General features: G+C 55.2%; 15 protein-coding genes. 8 read left to right on the top strand and 7 right to left on the bottom strand.

Annotated elements, in window-relative coordinates; genetic code table 11:
- Positions 1-14: 14 nt before the first annotated feature.
- The 3 genes from ACVV26_RS18360 (at position 15) to ACVV26_RS18370 (ending at position 2,298) form a co-directional block, all read left to right on the top strand.
- Positions 15-740 (top strand): amino acid ABC transporter ATP-binding protein, encoded by a 726-nt coding sequence (locus ACVV26_RS18360; protein ID WP_312981606.1) that lies wholly within the window; start codon positions 15-17, stop codon positions 738-740.
- Between the two features lie 40 nt (positions 741-780).
- Complete coding sequence (locus ACVV26_RS18365; protein ID WP_474798625.1) at positions 781-1,578, top strand: transporter substrate-binding domain-containing protein; 798 nt, start codon at positions 781-783, stop codon at positions 1,576-1,578.
- Between the two features lie 108 nt (positions 1,579-1,686).
- Positions 1,687-2,298 carry a DUF2238 domain-containing protein gene (locus ACVV26_RS18370; RefSeq protein ID WP_474798627.1) on the top strand — a complete coding sequence of 204 codons (612 nt, stop codon included), beginning with the start codon at positions 1,687-1,689 and terminating at the stop codon, positions 2,296-2,298.
- Between the two features lie 42 nt (positions 2,299-2,340).
- Here the strand turns inward: ACVV26_RS18370 and ACVV26_RS18375 are convergent, their stop codons facing one another.
- On the bottom strand, positions 2,341-3,300 hold the full coding sequence (locus ACVV26_RS18375; RefSeq protein WP_312981610.1) for a LysR family transcriptional regulator: 960 nt from the start codon (positions 3,298-3,300) through the stop codon (positions 2,341-2,343).
- A 250-nt stretch (positions 3,301-3,550) separates the two neighbouring features.
- Here ACVV26_RS18375 and ACVV26_RS18380 point away from each other — a divergent pair, with 250 nt between their 5' ends.
- Together ACVV26_RS18380 and metC are read left to right on the top strand one after the other, a co-directional pair.
- Complete coding sequence (locus tag ACVV26_RS18380) at positions 3,551-4,837, top strand: amino acid permease (protein ID WP_474798628.1); 1,287 nt, start codon at positions 3,551-3,553, stop codon at positions 4,835-4,837.
- A gap of 21 nt (positions 4,838-4,858) precedes the next feature.
- Positions 4,859-6,040, top strand: coding sequence for a cystathionine beta-lyase (metC, locus tag ACVV26_RS18385; RefSeq protein WP_474798629.1), 1,182 nt, complete (start codon positions 4,859-4,861; stop codon positions 6,038-6,040).
- 2 nt (positions 6,041-6,042) lie between these two features.
- Here metC and ACVV26_RS18390 read toward each other — a convergent pair whose 3' ends face one another.
- Positions 6,043-6,882 (bottom strand): alpha/beta fold hydrolase, encoded by an 840-nt coding sequence (locus tag ACVV26_RS18390; protein WP_474798631.1) that lies wholly within the window; start codon positions 6,880-6,882, stop codon positions 6,043-6,045.
- A 191-nt stretch (positions 6,883-7,073) separates the two neighbouring features.
- Here ACVV26_RS18390 and ACVV26_RS18395 point away from each other — a divergent pair, with 191 nt between their 5' ends.
- Positions 7,074-9,842, top strand: coding sequence for an autotransporter family protein (locus ACVV26_RS18395; RefSeq protein WP_474798632.1), 2,769 nt, complete (start codon positions 7,074-7,076; stop codon positions 9,840-9,842).
- A gap of 34 nt (positions 9,843-9,876) precedes the next feature.
- On the opposite strand, the gene cobU is transcribed toward ACVV26_RS18395, so the two are convergent.
- Both cobU and ACVV26_RS18405 read right to left on the bottom strand, forming a co-directional pair.
- On the bottom strand, positions 9,877-10,428 hold the full coding sequence (cobU, locus tag ACVV26_RS18400) for a bifunctional adenosylcobinamide kinase/adenosylcobinamide-phosphate guanylyltransferase (protein ID WP_474801912.1): 552 nt from the start codon (positions 10,426-10,428) through the stop codon (positions 9,877-9,879).
- On the bottom strand, positions 10,425-11,936 hold the full coding sequence (locus tag ACVV26_RS18405) for a cobyric acid synthase (RefSeq protein ID WP_474798633.1): 1,512 nt from the start codon (positions 11,934-11,936) through the stop codon (positions 10,425-10,427). Before ACVV26_RS18405 ends, cobU begins: the two co-directional genes overlap by 4 nt.
- Before the next feature lie 111 nt (positions 11,937-12,047).
- Here ACVV26_RS18405 and ACVV26_RS18410 point away from each other — a divergent pair, with 111 nt between their 5' ends.
- Positions 12,048-13,361: an NAD(P)/FAD-dependent oxidoreductase gene (locus tag ACVV26_RS18410; protein WP_474798635.1), complete on the top strand. Its 1,314-nt coding sequence runs from the start codon at positions 12,048-12,050 to the stop codon at positions 13,359-13,361.
- Here ACVV26_RS18410 and ACVV26_RS18415 read toward each other — a convergent pair.
- The gene (locus ACVV26_RS18415; RefSeq protein WP_474798637.1) at positions 13,358-14,563 is read right to left on the bottom strand and encodes a serine hydrolase domain-containing protein; all 1,206 of its coding nucleotides are present in this window, start codon (positions 14,561-14,563) and stop codon (positions 13,358-13,360) included. The two genes, ACVV26_RS18410 and ACVV26_RS18415, sit on opposite strands and share 4 nt — an antisense overlap.
- A 166-nt stretch (positions 14,564-14,729) precedes the next feature.
- On the opposite strand from ACVV26_RS18415, the gene yghU reads away from it, so the two are divergent.
- Positions 14,730-15,581, top strand: coding sequence for a glutathione-dependent disulfide-bond oxidoreductase (gene yghU / locus ACVV26_RS18420; RefSeq protein ID WP_474798638.1), 852 nt, complete (start codon positions 14,730-14,732; stop codon positions 15,579-15,581).
- A gap of 50 nt (positions 15,582-15,631) precedes the next feature.
- Here yghU and ACVV26_RS18425 read toward each other — a convergent pair whose 3' ends face one another.
- Both ACVV26_RS18425 and yghX read right to left on the bottom strand, forming a co-directional pair.
- Positions 15,632-19,003: an autotransporter outer membrane beta-barrel domain-containing protein gene (locus tag ACVV26_RS18425; protein ID WP_474798639.1), complete on the bottom strand. Its 3,372-nt coding sequence runs from the start codon at positions 19,001-19,003 to the stop codon at positions 15,632-15,634.
- Between the two features lie 482 nt (positions 19,004-19,485).
- Positions 19,486-20,373, bottom strand: a complete 888-nt coding sequence (gene yghX / locus ACVV26_RS18430; RefSeq protein WP_474798641.1) for a YghX family hydrolase — start codon at positions 20,371-20,373, stop codon at positions 19,486-19,488.
- Positions 20,374-20,461 lie beyond the last annotated feature (88 nt).

The raw sequence follows: 20,461 nt of genomic DNA on the forward strand, positions 1-20,461 counted from the left end.
TGAAGGTTAATACTATGTCCATCATTACCCTGAGAAATGTACAAAAAAGCTTTGGCAATAACCCGGTACTGAAAGACGTCTCTTTTTCAGTGAATCAGGGACAGGTCGTGGCACTGATTGGCGCCAGCGGTTCAGGCAAAAGTACGGCACTGCGCTGTATTGATCGGCTGGAAACCATTAACAGCGGCAGCATTGAGGTCTGCGGCCACAAAGTTGAAGATCCCCACGTCGACCTGCGCAAACTGCGCCAGGACGTCGGGATTGTGTTCCAGAGCTACAACCTGTTTCCCCATCTGACGATTGAGCAAAACATCACGCTCGGCCCGGTATCGGTCAAAAAAATGGCGAAGGCAGAAGCCAGACGGCTGGCGCTTTCGGTGCTGGAACAAGTCGGCCTGGCGGATAAAGCCGACAGCTATCCAGAACAGCTTTCCGGCGGGCAGCAGCAGCGCGCGGCCATCGCGCGTTCGCTGGCGATGAAACCGAAAGTGATGCTGTTTGATGAAGTGACATCGGCATTAGATCCCAAACTCACCGGCGAAGTGCTGCGCGTGATTGAGCGCCTGGCGGGAAGCGGCATGACCATGATTATGGTGACCCACGAAATGAATTTCGCCCGTAAGGTCGCCGATAAAATTATTTTTATGCACCAGGGAACCGTCCATGAAAGCGGCACGGTCGAGATCCTGAAAACGCCCGCCACAGCGGCGTTGCAGGAATTTATTTCCAACGATTTGTGAGTTACTCAACCCTACAATATCCCCAAGAAGGAGAATAATAATGAGCCCTGCAAAAAAAATCATCATGCTCGCCACCCTGCTGTCCGCCGTCGTTACGCTTCCCGCCTCGGCAAATGCCTTAGAGGAGATTCAAAAACGGGGCGAGATACGCGTTGCAACCGATCTCTCCATTCCCCCCTCCGGGATGCTGGATGCGTCGATGAAACCGGTTGGCTCCGATGTTGAAACCGCCGAGCTGTTAGCGAAAGACTGGGGGCTGAAACTGAAATTTATCGAAACCACCGGCGCGACGCGTATTCCTAACCTGCAAACGGGCAAGGCGGATATCGTGATATCCACGCTCTCCGTTACGCCGCAACGTGCGCAGGTGATTGATTTTAGCCGCGCCTATGCAGGCTTGCGCTCTGTAATTGGCGCGCCGGCGGCCACCAAAATCAGCGACTGGGCCGACCTGAAAGGGCATGCCATTACGGTAACACGGGGCACAACACAGGATTCGATGTTGACCAAAGACGCCGTAAAAAATGGCGTAACCATTCAACGTTACGATGACGATGCCACCATGGTCACGGCTGCCGTGAGCGGGCAGGCATACGCCGTCGCAACATCAGCCACGCTGGTTAATCAGATTAAGAAGCAAAACCCTAAACTGGCGTTTGAACCGAAAATGACGCTAACCGTGTTTGATTTAGCCATTGGCCTGAAAAAGAATGAACCAGAGCTGAAAGCAAAACTCGACGAATGGATTGCCGCTAACCTCAAAAATGGAAAATTGAACGCCATTTACCAGAAATATCATGGCGAGCCTATCCCCACTGAGATCCTTAACCGCCCCTGAGTTACAGGCGCGACAGCAATGTCGCGCCTTTTCCCCTGCTATTTTCAACGTTGTTTTTCTTCGCTTTCAGCCGGATAGTATGCCCTTTCCCTGAGTGAAGGATCGCTAATGAACTCTGCCCGTCCTGTTTACCTGCCCATCGGCGTGCTGCTGCTGGCCGTATTGCTTATCGTCACTGGCATCGCTTCCGCCAGCAAACTCACCTGGATGATGGAAGTCCTCCCGGTTCTGATCGTGGTGCCGATCCTGTGGGCAACCGCCCGGCGCTACCCGCTGACGCCTCTACTTTATGTACTGATTTTCTTCCACGCGATTATTTTGATCGTCGGCGGGATGTACTCGTATGCCAAAGTTCCCCTCGGGTTTGAGGTGCAGGAGTGGCTGAACCTCAGCCGTAACCCCTACGACAAACTCGGCCACCTGTTTCAGGGCTTAGTCCCGGCGCTGGCGGCGCGGGAAGTGTTGATTCGCGGCGGCTTTATCAACGGGCGCAAAATGCTGGGTTTCCTGGTGTGCTGTATTGCACTGGCAATCAGCGCATTCTATGAGTTGATAGAGTGGTGGGTGGCGCTGATCCTCGGCCAGGGCGCAGATGAGTTTTTAGGCACGCAGGGCGATCCGTGGGATACGCAATCCGATATGCTGTGTGCTCTGCTGGGTTCGATGATCACCGTGTTTATTCTCGGCCCGTGGCATTCGCGGCAAATTGAAAAGCTGTAGTGACAACCCGCCGCCTGGCGGGTTTTATTTTACTGGAGCAGTTTATGCCTCCAGCCATTGATCCCACTCCGGCGTGGCGGTGATCTTTTCCACCATAAAATCGATAAAACTGCGAATCTTGGGGTCCTGGTGATAGCCGGGATGGTACAGCGCATACAGGTTGTATTCATGCTCTTTGACTTCATGGTCCAGCAGCACCGGGACCAGTTCGCCACGGGCGATATAATCACCCAGAAGATAGGTCGGCAGGCTGACAATCCCCTGATGATGCAACGCGGCATTCAGTAGCCCCAGCGTGCTGTTCACCTCAATAATGTTATTTACCTTTAACGCCCTGGGCTGGTGATGCTCGTCGATGTAATACCAGTTATCCGAGACATTCGGGTTAATTAAGCAGTCATGCTGTTCGAGATCGGCCAGCGATTGCGGGATACCGCGCCGTTCGAAATAGGTTTTGCTGCCGCAGTACACCCAGTTGATTTTGCATATTTCCCGCAGGGCGAAATTATTCGGCGGCCGTGCGGTAATGCGCAAAGCAATATCGAAATTCTCTTCGTTGAGATTGACGTTCTGATCGTTGAGATCGACCGACAGCCGCACATCCGGGTACGACTCCCGGTACTCGCTGTAAAGCCGCATCAGATGTGATACGCCAAACGCGATGGAACAGGTGATCCTGAGCTGGCCCTGTGGATGCTGATGAAAGCTGGAAGTGTTAATCAGGGAATCATCGAGATCGCCCAACAGCCGTTGCGCGCGGATCAACAAATATTTACCCGGCTCGGTGAGGATAAAAGTGCGGGTGGTCCTTTTTAGCAGCACGACGCCAAGACTTTCTTCCAGTTGCGAAATACTACGGCTCACAGAGGATGGCGTCAGGCTCAGTTTTTGCGCGGCGACGGAGAAACTGTTGCATTCAACCACCTTAATAAAGATTTCCAACTGGCGAAATATCGCATGGTTGTCAATTTTTGCTTTAAATGGCATAAAAATCTTACTCATCTCTCTCCCTCACCCTGGCAATGCCTGTTCCACAGCATATTGCGCTGTTACTCAAACAGCGATACCCATCAACTTTTGCGTTTTACGCACAAGTCTTGTTGATACTTAGCACTACCGACGCCTTTCCGTTTCGCTAATCGTTACGTACCATGATATTGCAGTCAGAAAATGAATGAACTCAATAATAACTATCACCGCCGTTGCAGTCATGCGTCACCATTATTTTAATAAATTGCGACAGGAAACTATTATGAATGACATTTCTCACTCCGTACCCCGCTCTGAAAAGCTTCATCAATCGATTCCTTTTACTAAATATGATGCCGGATGGGTCGTATTATGTATTGGCATGGCGATCGGTTCCGGCATTGTCTTTATGCCGGTGCAAATCGGCATAAAAGGGATTTGGGTATTTATCGCCTCGGTAATTATTGCTTATCCCGCCATCTATTTATTGCAAAGCTTATATTTAAAAACCCTCTCGGAAAGTGAAAACTGCGAAGATTACTCCAACGTCATTACTCAGTATTTGGGTAAAAACTGGGGATTCTGGCTGGGCATCGCCTATTTTTTAATGCTGCTGCACGGCATGTTTTCCTACTCGCTGGCGGTCACCTTCGATAGCGCCTCCTATATACAGACGTTTGGATTAACAGACGGATTACTGTCGGATTCTGTCTGGTACGGGCTGGTGATTCTGGTGGCGCTGGTCAGTATCGCGTCACAGGGCGAACGGTTGCTGTTTAAGGTCTCCGGGCCGATGGTCTGCGTGAAGTTCGGTATTATCGTGGCGCTGGGCCTTGTGATGGTTCCACACTGGAATTTCAATAATATCAGTGCGTTTCCACCGTTGGGTTCTTTTTTACGCGATGTGTTTTTAACGCTGCCGTTTACCCTTTTTTCAATTCTGTTTGTCCAGATCCTCAGCCCGATGAATATCGCTTATCGCAAAGTTGAGCCGGACCGCCGCATCGCCACGTACCGCGCGATCCGCGCTAACCGGGTGGCGTATATCATCCTGGCGGTGGCAGTTTTATTCTTCGCTTTCTCGTTTACTTTCGCCATTAGCCATGACCAGGCCGTCTCTGCATTCGAACAGAATATCTCCGCGCTGGCGATTGCCGCCCAGGTCATCCCCGGCGCTGTCGTGAAAGTGATGAGCGCACTATTAAATATCTTCGCGATATTAACGGCATTCCTCGGTATTTACCTGGGCTTTCAGGAAGCCATTAAAGGGATTGTGGTGAATATTATCAGCCGCTTTATTCCTGAAGAGAAAATCAATCACAAAACGCTGAACCTGGCGATTCACGCTGGCGTGGTGCTCGGGCTGTGGGCATGGATTTCCACCCGCTTTTCGATTCTATTTTTTATGCAGCTCGGCAGTCCATTATTCGGGTTAGTCTCCTGCTTAATTCCCTGTTATTTAGTTTATAAAGTTAAAACGCTGCATCAGTTTAAAGGTCCGGGCGTTTGGTTCATCACCTTTTTTGGCATCTTGCTATGTCTGTCCCCCTTCTTTAAGTTTTTCGAATAACGCTGGTTAAAGAGGTACCTGATGAGTAAAGAATCCCCTTCAAATTTCACTATCGGCACGCGGATTACGCAAATTGGCAGAAACCCGGCGCAGCAAAAAGGTTTCGTGAACAGCCCGGTGTATCGCGGTTCGACGGTGATTTTCCCCACCGTCAGCGATATTGAAAACAATCGCGCTGAGTTTAACTACGGCACTATGGGTACGCCCACCATCGCCAATCTGGAGAACGCGTGGAGCGAGCTGGCGGGCGCGGCGGGTACCGTGCTCTCCCCTTCCGGCCTCGGCGCTATCGCCCTGGCGCTGCTTACCACCTTGAAAGCGGGCGATCATCTGCTGATGCCGGACAGCGTGTATAAACCCACACGCCTGTTCTGTGCGGGTTTGCTGGCGAAAATGGGCATTGAAACCGAGTACTACGATCCGCTGATCGGCGCGGGAATTGAGGCGCTGTTCCGCCCCAATACCACCACGCTATTCCTGGAATCTCCCGGTTCGCAGAGCTTTGAGATCCAGGACGTGCCCGCCATGACGGCGCAGGCCAAAGCGCGCGGTATCGCCACTATTATCGATAATACCTGGGCGACGCCGGTATTTTTCCGCGCCCACGAGCACGGCTGCGATTTATCGGTAGAAGCCGGGACCAAATACCTCGGCGGCCATTCCGATCTGCTGATGGGCATGGTCTCCGCTAACGAGGCCTGGTGGCCGGAACTGCGGAAAACCTACGATTTGATGGCGATGCTACCCGGCGCGGAAGACTGTTTCCTGGCGCTACGCGGGATGCGCACGATGTATCTGCGGCTGAAAGAGGCGGAAAAACGCGGGCTGGAGATGGCGCAGTGGCTACAATCCCGCCCGGAAGTGCTGAAAGTACTGCATCCGGCATTCCCGGACTGTCCAGGCCATGAGATCTGGAAGCGCGATTTTACCGGCTCGTCCGGGCTGTTCTCTGTCATCCTGCAACCGGAATACAGCAAAGCCAGCGTCGATCACATGCTGGATAATATGTCGATCTTCGCGATGGGCTACTCCTGGGGCGGTTTCGAGAGCCTGATTATTCCGTTTAACTGCGCGGAATACCGCACGGTGACCACATGGCAGCCCGGCGGTAGAGCGCTGCGTCTGCAAATCGGCCTGGAAGATATGGACGATTTAAAAGCCGACCTCGCCGCCGGGCTGGAGCGATTAAAAATGTTCGTCTGATATCAACGGCAGTCTGGCTGTTGCTGCAAAAGCGACGGCCAGACTGCCGCCCAGTCTGAACCGTGCGCCATCCCCTTCACGTCTTCAATATGCACACAATGCCCCCCTGCCGCCTGCTGAAAACGCCTCGCCACCTCAGGCGGGACGGTGGTGTCATCGCTGCCGGTAAAATGGATCTGCGGCAGATTCGCCAATTGCCGCGCCACGTCCAGGGCGCTAAGCGCGTCGGGCATCGCAGAGACGTTATGCACGGCGTTGACGTAAGCCACATCCAGGTTACCCGCCACGGTGCGTAGCGAGCGCACATCGTTGCGCCGTGCGGCAATCAGCGCCGCAACGGCCCCGCCGCCGGAATAACCGACTAACTCTATTGGCATGCCGGGCCAGGGTTGCAGTGCCTGGCTCAGCGCGTCGTCCATCGCCTGCACTACCCTCGGCGAGAAACGACTGTCGGTCCACCACGTCGCGCGACAGTTTGCCGGAAGCGGCGGACCGATAAACTGACAGGGCCGTGCCAGATATAACACATTGGCTGAAGCATCTGCCGCCGCCAGCATTAATCCGGTGGGCTGGCGTGGCGTAGGATCGTCGGATGGACGTGTGCGGCTCACCCACGCGAAACCATCGCCTTCGATATACACCCGCACCGGCTGCGCAGGGTCATTAATGCGCTGCCAGGCTCGCAGTTTGAAGCTTGCGGTGTGTAAATCTCTGGTGTTCAGACCAGTTTTTTTTACGAGCAGCGCCGCACGGTCACGGCTGTCGCTGTTTACGCAGCCAGCCGATAAAAACATCAGGCTTATCAATAAATAATAACGTGGCGTTAACAAACGCAGCGGCATAACGGCATCCTGACTAAGTGAAATATTATTTCAAAATTTAATTTAAGTCATATTTTGGCGGTAGGACAGTTAAGAAATTGTGATTGATCTTGTCATGTAAATCGATATTCTGCCGATAAATAAAATCGGATTACTCCTGAATTATTTAAACCTGCTTTTATCTAAAACAATTAGACATCGCAACGGACATTATGAAAAAAAATAACGTTAGCCAGCGTGGCGCTATGCTGGTGGCATTGACGGCTGCGCCAGGGCTCTTTGCGCCAGCCGCGTACGCCGACCTGGGAAATATTATTGACGAGCCGTATTACGGAAACGTCACGATTAATACCACATACCCTGATTTTACTGTCACAGCACAAGGCCGGGTTCAACCCTCATCAGGCTCAGCGGTCACGGTGGGTTCACAGGGGCGCGTCGATCTGTTCACCAATCAGGGCTGGATCTACAGCCTGGATGGTCACGGTATCCAGAACGAAGGATATATCGGCACCCTGGAAAACACGAACTTCATCAACGCTCAGAACAACGCCAATTTATCTGCCTATAACGGCTTATATCTCGGTGCGGACAGCCAGACCGATAACATTATCAATAGCGGTTCCATTAACGCCAGCGTCTCTTACGACATGAACAACCCTGTTGTCGTTAACAGCGCCGCGATTTTCAACCGTGGCAACGTGGGTACGCTCACCAATATGACCAATGGCCGTATTAGCGGGAATACTGCCCTGCAAAATAATGGCGTTATTGACCTGCTGCAAAATGACGGCAGTATGGAAAGTTATCCCATTGGGATTATTTCTTCCGAAGTGAACTCCGCTCTGATTAATAACAGTACAATTATTAATAAGGGAACGATCAATACCCTCAATAATACCGGTTCAATCAACAGCTATAACTATTTCGATGGCAATGATTCAACGGCAATTCGTAATTCTGGAACGATTTCCGCACTGAATAACTATGGCAAGATCAGCAGCGGTTATATTGCGATTGATTCTACCGGCGTCATGAATAACCTTCATAACGAGGGTGAAATCATTGGTGATATTTATGTGCGGGGTAATGCGCCGCTGAATATTACGGGTGGCAGCGGGGCTCAGGGTAAGTTCTCTGGCGCAACCCAAATGCCGATTTTTGGCATTTTCGCTATAGGTCCTGGCCCTATCATTGAAGACACGATCGGCACGCTGAGCGCGGGCGGCGACATCAACTTTAATTCTGGTTCTGTTCTGCTGAATGACAATGTCATCACCGGCGGCACCGTGTTTAACAACGCGGCGAAAATCCAGATCAATAACCCAATCGCCATCAACGGCAACTATCACCAGAAGCGCGATGCCACGCTGATTATCGGCGTAGCCGACGGCGCCATCGCTAACGGCGGCAGCCAGGACAGCGGCTATGGGCGTCTGAACGTGACCGGCTCGGCAGTGGTTGATGCGGGCTCGCGCGTTAACCTGGTACAAAAAGAAAATAGCTATGCCTTTGCGCGCGGCCAGCGCTATGTGGTGATTGATGCGGATGCCAGCGGCACCCAGTACAACGCCAACCAGCTGAAATATAAAGTATCGGGTTACGAAGGCGCCGTCTCGGGTAAAACCCTGCTCGACGGTTCGCGCAGCGCGCTGGTTGTCAGCCTGACAGACGCGCCGGTTGAGCCTGAAGTACCGGTTATCCCGGAAGTGCCGGTGACGCCTGAAGTTCCGGTGACGCCTGAAGTCCCCGTAACGCCTGAAGCGCCTGTCACCCCAGACGCCCCGGTTATCCCACAAGCGCCAGTCACGCCAGCCGAACCGGAAACCCCGGCGCAGCCGCAGCCTGGCTACGCCACCACGCAAAACGCGACCTCCGCGCTGAGCGGCCTGAGCAGCTACTCCGGTATTTCTCCGCAGTTGCTGGAGCTGTACAACGCCTCGCTGGCGATTGATAACACCCTGGAAGCTAACCGCGTGGGCGAGCGCCTGTCTCCGGGCCAGAGCATCAGCGCCGGCCAGGCGACGCAAACCGCCACGGCCTCGGCCTACTCGGTGATTGGCAACCATATGGATAACCTGCGCAACCCGCAAACCGCAGGCATGAGCGGCGTCTCTACCGGTGATGCTTACAGCGACTGGCTGATGTGGGCGCAGCCGTTCGGCGGCTATGTGCGCCGTGACAGCACTGACCAAATCAGCGGCTACAGCGCGAAATTCGGCGGCCTGCTGATCGGCGCCGACCGTGCGCTGGATGACGCATGGCGTCTGGGTGCGGCAGTGAACTACAGCAACACCTCGGTTCACGGTAAAGACAACCTGAACGGCAACACCTCAACGGCAGATAACTACGGCCTGATCGGCTACGCCAGTTACACTGGCGAACCGTGGTTTATGAACCTGTCCGCAGGGGTTAACCGCCAGAACTACGACACCTCGCGCCACGTTGATTTCACCGGCTTCTCCGGCCACGCGCGCGGCAAGTTCAACGGCCAGTCTGTGACGGTACAGGGTGAGTTTGGTTATCCGTTCGCGCTGGGCGCAGACGTCACGCTGACGCCGCTGGCGGGCCTCTCTTACAGCTATCAGCATATTGATGGCTATTCGGAAACCGGCGGCAACGGCATGGCGCTGGACGTGGATTCTTCCCACAACCAGTCCGTGGTGAGCGATATCGGCGCGCGTCTGGACAAGACGTTTGAAACCGGTCTGGGTAACCTGACGCCGTTTGTTCAACTGTCCTGGATCCACCAGTACGATAACAAGCAGATGAGCAATACCGCGACCTACGCCGCAGACAGCATTGGTGAAACCAGCTTTATCACCAAAGGTGCGGCCCCGGTTGAAGATATGGCAGGCGTGGCTATTGGCAGCACCCTGTATGATGTGAACTCGCTGAGCCTGGATGCGCGTTACGATCTGCAAGCGGGTGAAGATTATCAGGCGCACAACTTCAGCCTGCGCTTACGCAAAACGTTCTAAGTCAGACCCGGCGATGGGCCCAAAGCCCATCGCCTTATCCTTTAATCTTCACGCCAATTCCCGACACCACCAGCCACACCTGTTCCGCCTGCTCCGCCAGCCGCTGATTGACGCGCCCGGCAATATCGCGGAAATGACGCGCTAAACGGTTTTCCGGCACGATCCCCATGCCCACTTCATTGGTGACTAACACCACCGGAGACGGGCACGCCGCGCAGGCCGCCAGCAACTGTGCAATCTGCGCGTCGATATGCGCCTCAATCGCCACGTAATCCCAGCGTTCTTCCGGCGTATCGCCGACAACATCAAACAGCAGGTTGCTGATAAGCGTGGTGATGCACTCCAGCAAGATGGCTTCCTGCGGGTCGTTGTCCGGGGTGATGATGGCGGGGAGATCGCGCCACGCTTCTACGGTGCGCCAGTGGGCCGGACGGCTGAGCTGGTGATGTTTAATTCGATCAGCCATCTCGTCATCAAAAATCATCGAAGTGGCGATATACAGCACGCGATCCGCCATCCCCTGCACGAGCCGCTCGCCGTGGCGGCTTTTGCCGCTGCGCGCCCCACCGGTAATCAGGATCATCAGCAAGGCTCCTTGTGCTCGCGCATAATCTGGTAAATGCGCGCAATATCAATATGTTCGCGCATCTGTTGCGCCAGCAAATCGAACTGCTGGGCTTTATGGGCCGCGTAATCCAGCACGTCGCCGTCCCACGGCTCAAGGCCTTTGCGCTGACGCAGGGTGTCCAGCAGCGCGCGGGTAAAGCCGCCGTTATCAAACAGCCCGTGCAGATAGCACCCCGCCACCAGCCCATCCCGGCTAACGGCCCCGTCAACGCGATCGATGAAGGTTAACATCGGCTGGACGCCCTCGCCGCGCGTGGTTTCGCCCATATGGATCTCATAGCCAGTTACCGGCAGTTGACCGCACCGTTGTAACACGCCGCTGAAGGTATCCGCCGTCGCGCCGCTTACCAACGTAGTGACCTTTTCCGGGGCGAACCGAGTAACTACGTCCAGCAAGCCCAGCCCTTCACGCTCGCCAAGCCCCGATTCGACCTCATCAATAATCGTCCTGCCGAGCATCTGGTAGCCGCCGCAGATGCCCATGACCGGCGTTCCCGCCCGATGCCGCGCCAGCAGCGCTTCTGCCAGCCCGCTTTCCCGCAGCCACTGTAAATCGCCGAGGGTATTTTTACTGCCGGGAAGCAACAGCAGATCGGCGTCAGTCAGTTGATGGGCAGAGGTGACATAGCGCACCCGCACATCGGGCTGGGCCGCCAGCGGATTAAAATCGGTGAAGTTGGAAATATGCGGTAGCTGGATCAAGGCGATCTCCAGCGGGCGCTCGGTGACATCACGATATTTACCGCGCTGGAGCGCCACGCCGTCTTCATCTTCCAGGCTGACGTCCAGCCACGGCATCACGCCAATCACTGGCACGCCGGTCAGGGCTTCGATTTGCTCCAGCCCGGAAGTCAGCAGCGCCACGTCGCCGCGAAATTTATTGATGATCACGCCCTTTACCCGCCAGCGCTCGTGTTCCTGAAGCAGCGCCAGGGTGCCGTAGATAGCGGCGAACACCCCGCCCCGGTCGATATCCGCCACTAAAATCACCGGGCATTGCGCCAGCTCCGCCATGCCCATATTGACGATATCGCGGTCGCGCAGATTGATTTCCGCCGGGCTGCCCGCCCCTTCCAGCACCATTACGTCATGCTCAGCGGCCAGGCTGTGGTAGACCTCGCGCACCGTCTCGCGCAGTGTCGGTTTGTAGTCGTGATAGCTCACGGCGTCCATGTCGCTGGCAACTTTGCCCATTAACACAATTTGCGCTTTGCGGTCGCTGGTAGGCTTCAGCAGAATTGGGTTCATGCGCACGTCGGGGGCGATCCCCGCGGCTTCAGCCTGGAACACCTGAGCACGGCCCATCTCTTTGCCATCGGGCGTGATGCCGGAGTTCAGCGCCATATTTTGCGATTTAAACGGCGCGGTGCGATAACCCTCCTGGGAAAAAATGCGGCACAGCCCGGCCACCAGGGTACTTTTCCCAACGTCCGAGGCGGTTCCCTGCAACATAATCGACAGGCTCATGCCCTCTCCTGATTGTACTTGTCTGAAATCAATAACCCTCAGATTATCACTGGCGTGAATAGCAATCTTTACTTTATAAAATTGGTTTCTTTCCTAAAAGGACTCAGGGCCGTGCGCTACGCATCAATACCGTTTAATCACAACCAGGTGGGCTGGCCGGAAGGCGAGCAGCATTTCGCCCCGCATCCTACGCTAAATGGCGATATGACCGCCGACTGGGTTGTCGTCGGCGCGGGGTTCGCAGGGGTGGCGTTCGCCCGCCGCCTGGCGGAAATTAACCCCGGCCTGAATATTGTCATCGTCGATGCCCATAGCGCGCGGGAAAGCTCATCGGCGCGCAATTCCGGTTTCGTGATCGGCCTGCCGCATAATATCGGCAGTTCCACCGCCGAATTAAAAAAGGCTAACGCTTATCGTAACCTGCTCCAGGAAGGCATTCGTCAATTAGAACGTCTGATTGATCATCACGGCATTGCCTGCGACTGGGAAAATGCCGGGAAATACCACTGCCAGGTGGAGCGCGGCAACGATCGTATTTTAAACGAGTACGCCAGCCATCTCGATTTAATGCAGGAGCCGTATCAGGCGTTAGAAAGCGATGCGCTGTATGAAAAACTCGGCACCCGGTTTTACAGCAAAGGAATTTATACCCCGAGCTGCGTGCTGGTGAACCCGGCACAGCTCATTTCCGGGCTGACCCACTGCCTGCCGGATAACGTGCAGAGTTTCGATAACACACCGGTGTTGGGCATTCGCTACACCAACGTGGCGGAAGTCGTCACCCCGCATGGCGTCATTAAAACCCCGAAAGTGATGCTGGCGACCAACGCGCTCTCTTCCGCATTATTGCCCGGCATGACTCGCCAGGCGTCGATGGCGACCTTCGCCAGCATCACCGAGCCGTTGACCGATGAACAGCTGGCGACGCTGCCGCCGATGCAAAGCTGGGGGCTGACGCCAGTGAATGCCATCGCGGGGGCGACGTTCCGCTTCACCACCGATCGCCGCTTCCTGATCCGCCAGCACGTGACGCCTGCCCTGAAAGGCCAGGTCGGCGTGGAGCAAACCTGGCACGCCACCCAACTGCACCGTCGCTTATTTAACAAGGTTTACCCGACGCTGCGCGAGGTGAATCTGGAGCATACCTGGTCCGGCACCATCAGCGTCACGCGCAACGGCGCGCCGGTGTGGGGAGCGCTGAATCCGTTTGTTTGTACCGCAGGCGGCTGCAATGGCGCAGGGGTCTCTAAACAGACGGTGGCGGGTAGCCTGCTGGCGGATGTGATGCTCAAACAGGACAACCCGCTGATTGCAGATATGCGGTCGTTGGGCGAGGCTAATTTCCTGCCGCCGTCGCCCATTCTGGATATCGGGATTGCCGGCTCGCTGCTGAAAGAGCGCTGGTTGGGGCGTAAAGAAGCTTAATTATTCGCGAAACGGTTGCCGGAGATCTGGCGATCGTTTTTCGCCATATCCAGCAACAGCGTCATGCCAATATAGTTGCTCCAGTTAAAGGCATTTTGCAGTACCACTACCGCATTGCCTTTTTCTTTATCGAAGCCGATAAAGCTGGAGTAGCCGCCAATATAGCCCACCTGATAGGTAATTTTTTCCCGGCCAATAAAGTCGGTGGCCCAGGCGATTTCCTGCGATCCTTCAGGGCGGTGGAAATAGATATTGCTGACTTCGGCGAAGACCACATCCAGCACGCTGTTATCGGTTTTCGACACGTGGTAGCGGGCATAGGCGATCAGGTCTTCAGCATTGCTGTATAAGCTCGCCGCCGCCACCATATTGTTATCAAAGTGCCAGTCCGGGGTTAACTGACCGCGCCGAATAAATTTCGGCTGATCCCCGGCATGGCCCAGCGCGCGTTGCGGAAAGCCTTTTAATTGTTCCGGGGTAAAGCTGGTGCTGGCCATATTTAATGGCTGAAAAATATAGCGCGACGCCAGCGTCTGAATATCGTCGCCGGTTTTATATTTCAGGATATAGCCGATTAACGCGTAGCCGAGGTTGGAATATTCCGGCACTTTGCTTTGCGGTGCCTGCCAGCCCGCTAAATAATGCACAACGTTATCGCTATCCAGCTCGCCATAAAAGTTTTCGCCACTGCCTAAATAACCGATGAATTTTTTCAGCATCGGCAGATCCATATTCTGGCGCGGCAACCCGGAAGTATGGGTGACCAGTTCCAGCAGGGTGATATTTTGCGCATCCCCGCTGAGCGGCGTGCCCGGCGGCAACAGCGTCGCCAGTTTGTCATCCCAGCTGAGCCGCCCTTCGTTCACCAGGCAAGTCACCACTTCCGCCGTCACCCCTTTACTGAGCGAGCCGAGGGCAAACAGGGTATCTGGCTTTACCGGGTAGCGATGGGTCTCATCAGTGACGCCCCAACTGTAATACTGCGGCTCGCCGTGGTTATGGATCACCGCCACCGTCATCCCGGAAACCGCTTTTTGCGCCATATAATGGCGCACCACGCTATCCACGTCGCCATCCAGCGATTCATGGGTCAGCAGTTCCTGAGTACCTGCCGGGGAAGACATCTGCGAAAGCGTGCCGCAGCCGCTGAGTAACGGGACAACGAGCAGAAGCCAGCGAAATCGTTTAGTAATGTACTGCATACCCGTTGTTATGTGTTGTGGTCATTTATAAGCGCGGGAAATGTATCATACTCCCGCCGTTTAAGCGCACGGCTTGCTACACATTGGCCGCCAGGTCGGCTATCTTCGCTAAATCTCTCAGCACATTCTCTAAGAACACTCTCTCAAAACAGAGGCAGCGAAAATTATGTCCGATCAATCCTGGCAACCTCCAAAAGTCTGGACCTGGGAAAAACAAGGCGGCACCTGGGGCAGCATCAACCGCCCGATCGCCGGCCCGACCCACGAGCGCACCCTTCCGGTAGGTAAACATCCGCTTCAGCTTTATTCGCTGGGCACGCCCAACGGCCAGAAGGTCACTATCCTGCTGGAAGAGCTGTTGGCGCTGGGCGAAAGCGGCGCGGAGTATGACGCCCACCTGATCCGCATCGGCGAAGGCGACCAGTTCTCCAGCGGCTTCGTGGACGTCAACCCGAACTCGAAAATCCCCGCGCTGATGGATCACAGCGTTAACCCGCCGGTGCGCGTGTTTGAATCCGGCGCGATCCTGCTTTACCTGGCAGAGAAATTCGGCCATTTCCTGCCGAAAGACCGTGCCAGGCGTACCGAAACGTTGAACTGGCTGTTCTGGCTGCAAGGCTCTGCCCCGTATCTCGGCGGCGGCTTCGGGCACTTCTTTCATTACGCGCCGGAGAAAATCGAATACGCCATCAACCGTTTCGCCATGGAAACCAAGCGTCAGCTTGATGTGCTGGATCGCCAGTTGGCCGACCATCGCTATATCGCGGGGGATGAATACACCATCGCCGATATCGCCATCTGGCCATGGTACGGCGCGCTGGGGCTGGGCGGCATGTATGACGCGGCGGAATTCCTTGATGTCGCTTCGTATAAAAACTTCCAGCGCTGGGTGCAGGACGTGAATGCCCGTCCGGCGGTACAGCGGGGCCGTAAGGTCAACCGCACCTGGGGCGATGCGTCAGAGCAATTGCCGGAACGCCATGACGCATCGGATTTCGACGCGCTGGAAGGCAAGTAAGTAAAAAAGGCACCTGCGTCCGGCAGGCACCTTACTCACTCAGTTATCGATCAGAAACGCCAGGTCGCTGACAGGTTTCCCGCTACGGAGTCATAGCCGGTACGGAACAGGTCGCTGTTGACGCTGGCGCCGATCTCGACGTCTTTATTGATCGCATAGCTCATGCCCGCCTGAACGCCCATGCCATCACGCCCGACCACCTGGTTTTTGGTGGTGAAGCCGACGCTCTGGTAGCCTGCGAAGCTGGCGTCCTGCACCAGATCGGTATCCAGCAGCTCATGATCCCAGGTCAGTTGCAGGTTGGCTTTTACCGCGCCCCCCGCCGACAGCGGCATATCCCAGTTCGCCCCTACCCCGATACGCGATTGCAGCGAATGGAAGGTTTTCGAATCCAGATGCAGCCGGCTGCCTTCGCTGCCGCTTTCGGTGAAGTCTTCACGGGACAGCAGGGTGTAGTTCAGCGCCGCCAGCGGACCGGCAGACAGGGTATCGCTGAGTGCCCAGTTGTAACCGCCGCCTGCCGCCAGTGAACCGTTATAGCCGGTCCAGTCGGCGTGGTTGCGCGACGAGTAATCCAGGAAGCTGATGCTGCGATCCATTTTCCCGTCTTCTACGCCCACGCGGCCATTACCGAACAGCCAGACGCCCACCTGCGGATCGACGGCGTAGCGCGCCTGCATCCCCACATCAAACGCTGTGGTTTTGCCGGTGCCGTTTTCAGGCGCTTTCACTTTTACCGTCTGCCCACTCACCGCACCGTGGAACCCTACGATCCAGTTGGGTGCCGCCGCGCTCTGTTTTTCTGCGCCAAACAGAATGCCGTAGCGGGTGGCGTCATAACCGACGTGGTTATTCTGACGGTTCTGCCACGCGCCGCCACCGAACGGCACCGCAAAGCTGCGCCATTCATCTTCCGCCCGTTGCGACGGAGCCGTCGCGAACTGGCGCGCGCCGATCATATCGGCAATCTGGTGTTCCCGTTTCAGCGAGCTGGCGAACATGGCGCTGTAGCCAGCCGGAGACAGCTGGCTTAACGCCCTGGCGATATCGCTGCCGTCTTCAGAGGAGAAGTCCAGCGCGGTGAACATCGGCTGCATATCGGTGCCTGCATTTGTCACGATTTGCCCCAGGGCATCACCGACGCGGCGGGCGTTATCATCCTGTCCGTATTGGCTATACGCGTTGTCCGCGCGGCGGATAGCCAGTTGGTAAACGCCCTCGCCTTGTGGCGTAGCTTCCAGCGCCAGGGTTGGCGAGAACAGCAGGCTGTTCACATCGCTGAAGTCCCCGCTGTAAGAGGCGGATTGCAGCAATTGTGTCGAACTGAGCTGCCAGTCGGCGGCATACCAGTCCGGCTGTGGTGCCAGGGTCAGTTGCCCGTCCAGCGCGGCATTACCGTTCACGATTAACGTATCGTGATTGCCTGCACCGTCCACTTCCATGAGCAATTGTCCGGTCGGCCCCTGCTGGAAATCGCCGTTGATGACGATTTGTCCGATGGAGTTACCCGGCGAGACGATACCGTCGTTATTAAACACTCCGTCGGTATTCAGGGTGTACTGGCCATTACCGGCTAAGGTGGCGTCCTCAAACACGTCTACGCTGTAGACGCTGTAGTTGCCGTTAAGTGACGTGATGCCGCCCGCCGCGTTTAACGCCAGGTTGTTGATGCCCGAGATGTCGTCATCGTAACGCATCTGGAAATCATCGTCGGCCTGGTCGGTGGCACGGCCCCGATCGTCAGCCAACAGGCCGAAGGTCAATTGCGTCAGGCGCTGATTGCCGTCGTCGTCCTGCTGGTCGTATTCCGAGAGGATATCGCCCTGTAGCTGCGCGCCGGTCATGACATTGATGTTGTTGACCAGCGCGTTGGGGGAGATAGATATCGCCGCCAGATTACCGGCGAGACGCCCGGTAATGTCAACGTTGTCTACCAGCGCGCCTTCGAGTTCCGGGAGCGGTTCATCAACGATCTCAGAAGTACCATCATCATAATTTATCTGGACTGTGCGGATATAAGAGCCCCGGTATTCGGCAATATTGCCAAGCAGGTTATTGCCGAAGTCAAACCGGGCGGCGACGCCGTTTTCGCCCAGCGCCTGAATATCGCCACGCTGGATAAAATTATGGTCTTTCCCGTAGGTAAACATCACGCCCTGGCCGTTCAGGCCATCGGCATAAATACGGGTGCCCGGCAATACCGTCAGGGTGTTGCCCTCACCATCCACACGTACCCCCGCGCCGCCTGCGCCCGCCGTCAGAAGGTCTGCTGCCTGGGAAATCTGGTTATTGCTGCCGTAGATATGCAGGCCCAGCCCCAACGGTGCGGTGTTATAAGCGCCTGCAATGTAGCCGGTACCTTGGGCATTGCGCAGCGAGTAACCGTTCTGGTTCACCAGCGTCTGCCCGTCGCCATACACCGAGAAACCAAAGAAATTGCGGCGATCGATCGGGTATCCCATGTCCTGAAGCATCGCCAGTTCCGCTTCCATAAAGGTGGTGTAGTTGCGGTAGTCCTGGTGGCTCATCAGGCTGTTTTTGAGTTCTGAGTGGCTCATGTAGTCGTCATCAACAGAGCCATCCACACCCAGCGTTTTGACCGGCAGGCCGCGCATCGCGCCAGCCAGCACCTCGTTCACGTGGTCGCCGGTGAAGTAACCCTGATCGAGACGCACATCAAAAGCATCAGAAGCGTATTCGTTATCACATCCTGTACACAGTATGATCTGTCCCGGCCGGGCCGGGTTTCCGTTGTCGTCACGCAGATGCTCGGACCAGGTGCCAAACGAATCAAGGAAATAAGGCTGGTAAGAATCTTCGCCTGCGTCGTCAGTTTTGCTGTCAATACCGAGACCATGGGCCAGTTCATGAAGGGCGATGCCGGTCAGATCGACGTCAGATGAGCGGGGCAACTGGGAAGGCACATACGGCAGATTATCAAAAGCCATTTTCCCCAGAACGAACTGGGCGTGGGAGCCATAGACCATTTCACCGGTGGGCTGCCCGGTTAATAATGCCTGAAGTTTTGTCAGGCTTAACGGTGTTGTCTCTGAGACCATTTCGCTCACTCCAGCGGCATTCACCCTCTCAAAGGTTCCTACATTGACGATGGCGGGTGGCTGTCCAGCCTGCGGGGTGATTATTGCGGCCCAGTAGTCGAGCGCATTAAGGATTTTCGCTTTTTGCAGCGAATTCATGTTCCAGGTGGAGACCATCGGTAAAACATTACCGTCCTCATCCACATTATCCTCGTCGTCGTCGTCGCCCGGCATGAACGGCCCGTCAGTGGTATCAAAGAAACGCGCTTCAAAGACCGCGACGCCCTGAGGGTTATAAACCAGATGGCTTTCTAAAGCGTTTGCTTCCAGGCTGGAGAGCCCCAGCGCCAACGAAATAGCAGCAGCAAGTGCAACTTTCTTCATTATTTCCTTGTCCTTACCTGACAATATTAAGGATGAGATGCAGCCATTCCGCATCGCAATTTACTTTAAAAACAGGAGCCGGGCGTTTGGCGCTTGAATACAAAATATATTCTTATCCATTGACGGTTTTATTATCACCCGCCCCTTATACATGATTAACGGCAAAGTAAAATAATTCTTGAGAACAACAAAGCCCGCCGGGTCAGCGCATCAGGAAAAACCATCTAACCCATTGTAATTAAAAAAATCCCCACGAATTAAAAAGTTAAGTATGTTGTAATTACTATATCTTTAATGAGTGAATATATTTTCTACCTCTTTATGAATAGCGTTTTTTGCGGCGAACGGATGAATTTAATAAAAGTCCCTTTGCCCTGGCAGATTAATTATCCCTAACCCCAGGCGCAAATTCCCAGGCGGTAAATTGTGATGAGCCTGGCGATTTGGCACCCGGATAATGACTTCCGGATGCCTGGTACCAATTAGTGCAGGTATTTTTCAAACCACGCCAGCGTGCGCTGCCAGGCAAGTTCGGCGGCGGCTTTGTCATAGCGGGGTGTGGAATCGTTATGAAAGCCGTGGTTCACGCCGGGATAAATATGCGCCTCGTAGGTTTTCCCGGCTTTTTTAAGCGCGGCTTCCCAGGCTGGCCAGCCCTCGTTAATGCGCGTATCCAGTTCCGCAAAATGCAGCAGCAACGGCGCGTTCACTTTTATTGCGTCTTCCGCAGGCGGCTGGCGGCCATAAAACGGCACTGCGGCCGCCAGCTCCGGGTACGCCACCGCCGCCGCGTTAGATACTCCGCCGCCGTAACAAAAGCCCGTCATCCCCACTTTGCCGGTGGCGTCTTTGTGATGCATTAAAAACTCAATGGCAGCGAAGAAATCATTCATTAGCTTTGTCGGGTCGACCTTCTGCTGAAGTTCGCGTCCTTCATCATCATTACCCGGATAGCCGCCGACAGAACTCAACCCGTCCGGCGCCAGCGCGATATACCCGGCTTTCGCTACCCGCCGCGCCACGTCTTCAATATAGGGGTTTAAGCCACGATTCTCATGCACTACCACCACAGCAGGCACTTTGCCGGTGGCTTTTGCGGGTTTGACCAGATAGCCGCGCACATCGCCGTGGCCGTTTGGAGAAGGATAGGTGATGTACTCCGGCAGGATATCCGGGTCGGTAAACAGTACCTGTTCCGCCAGCGCATAGTTGGGTTTGAGCAGTTCGAACAGCGCCAGCGCGGTCATCCCGCCGACGGTGTATTTAGCCGCCAGGTGCAGGAATTCGCGCTTGGTGATTTTGCCGTGGGCGTAATAGTCGTAGTAGTCGAGCAGTTGCTGTGGGAAGTCTTTGGCGGTTAAACGCGTCATAACGGGCTCCGGCGTGTTGCAGACAAACGTCATTTAAGCGAAGCACAACACGGCGGGTTTGCACAGAATTTCGCCACGGGCTGGCCGT

This window comes from Atlantibacter sp. MEI4A-1023, from assembly GCF_056155425.1.

Bases quoted from the DNA above. Each gene is read 5' to 3' on its own strand.
- yghU (WP_474798638.1), top strand. From the start codon at position 14,730: ATGTCCGATCAATCCTGGCAACCTCCAAAAGTCTGGACCTGGGAAAAA.
- metC (WP_474798629.1), top strand. From the start codon at position 4,859: ATGAGTAAAGAATCCCCTTCAAATTTCACTATCGGCACGCGGATTACG.
- ACVV26_RS18375 (WP_312981610.1), bottom strand. From the start codon at position 3,300: ATGAGTAAGATTTTTATGCCATTTAAAGCAAAAATTGACAACCATGCG.
- ACVV26_RS18405 (WP_474798633.1), bottom strand. From the start codon at position 11,936: ATGAGCCTGTCGATTATGTTGCAGGGAACCGCCTCGGACGTTGGGAAA.
- yghX (WP_474798641.1), bottom strand. From the start codon at position 20,373: ATGACGCGTTTAACCGCCAAAGACTTCCCACAGCAACTGCTCGACTAC.
- ACVV26_RS18390 (WP_474798631.1), bottom strand. From the start codon at position 6,882: ATGCCGCTGCGTTTGTTAACGCCACGTTATTATTTATTGATAAGCCTG.
- ACVV26_RS18360 (WP_312981606.1), top strand. From the start codon at position 15: ATGTCCATCATTACCCTGAGAAATGTACAAAAAAGCTTTGGCAATAAC.
- ACVV26_RS18395 (WP_474798632.1), top strand. From the start codon at position 7,074: ATGAAAAAAAATAACGTTAGCCAGCGTGGCGCTATGCTGGTGGCATTG.
- ACVV26_RS18380 (WP_474798628.1), top strand. From the start codon at position 3,551: ATGAATGACATTTCTCACTCCGTACCCCGCTCTGAAAAGCTTCATCAA.
- ACVV26_RS18365 (WP_474798625.1), top strand. From the start codon at position 781: ATGAGCCCTGCAAAAAAAATCATCATGCTCGCCACCCTGCTGTCCGCC.
- ACVV26_RS18370 (WP_474798627.1), top strand. From the start codon at position 1,687: ATGAACTCTGCCCGTCCTGTTTACCTGCCCATCGGCGTGCTGCTGCTG.
- ACVV26_RS18425 (WP_474798639.1), bottom strand. From the start codon at position 19,003: ATGAAGAAAGTTGCACTTGCTGCTGCTATTTCGTTGGCGCTGGGGCTC.
- ACVV26_RS18415 (WP_474798637.1), bottom strand. From the start codon at position 14,563: ATGCAGTACATTACTAAACGATTTCGCTGGCTTCTGCTCGTTGTCCCG.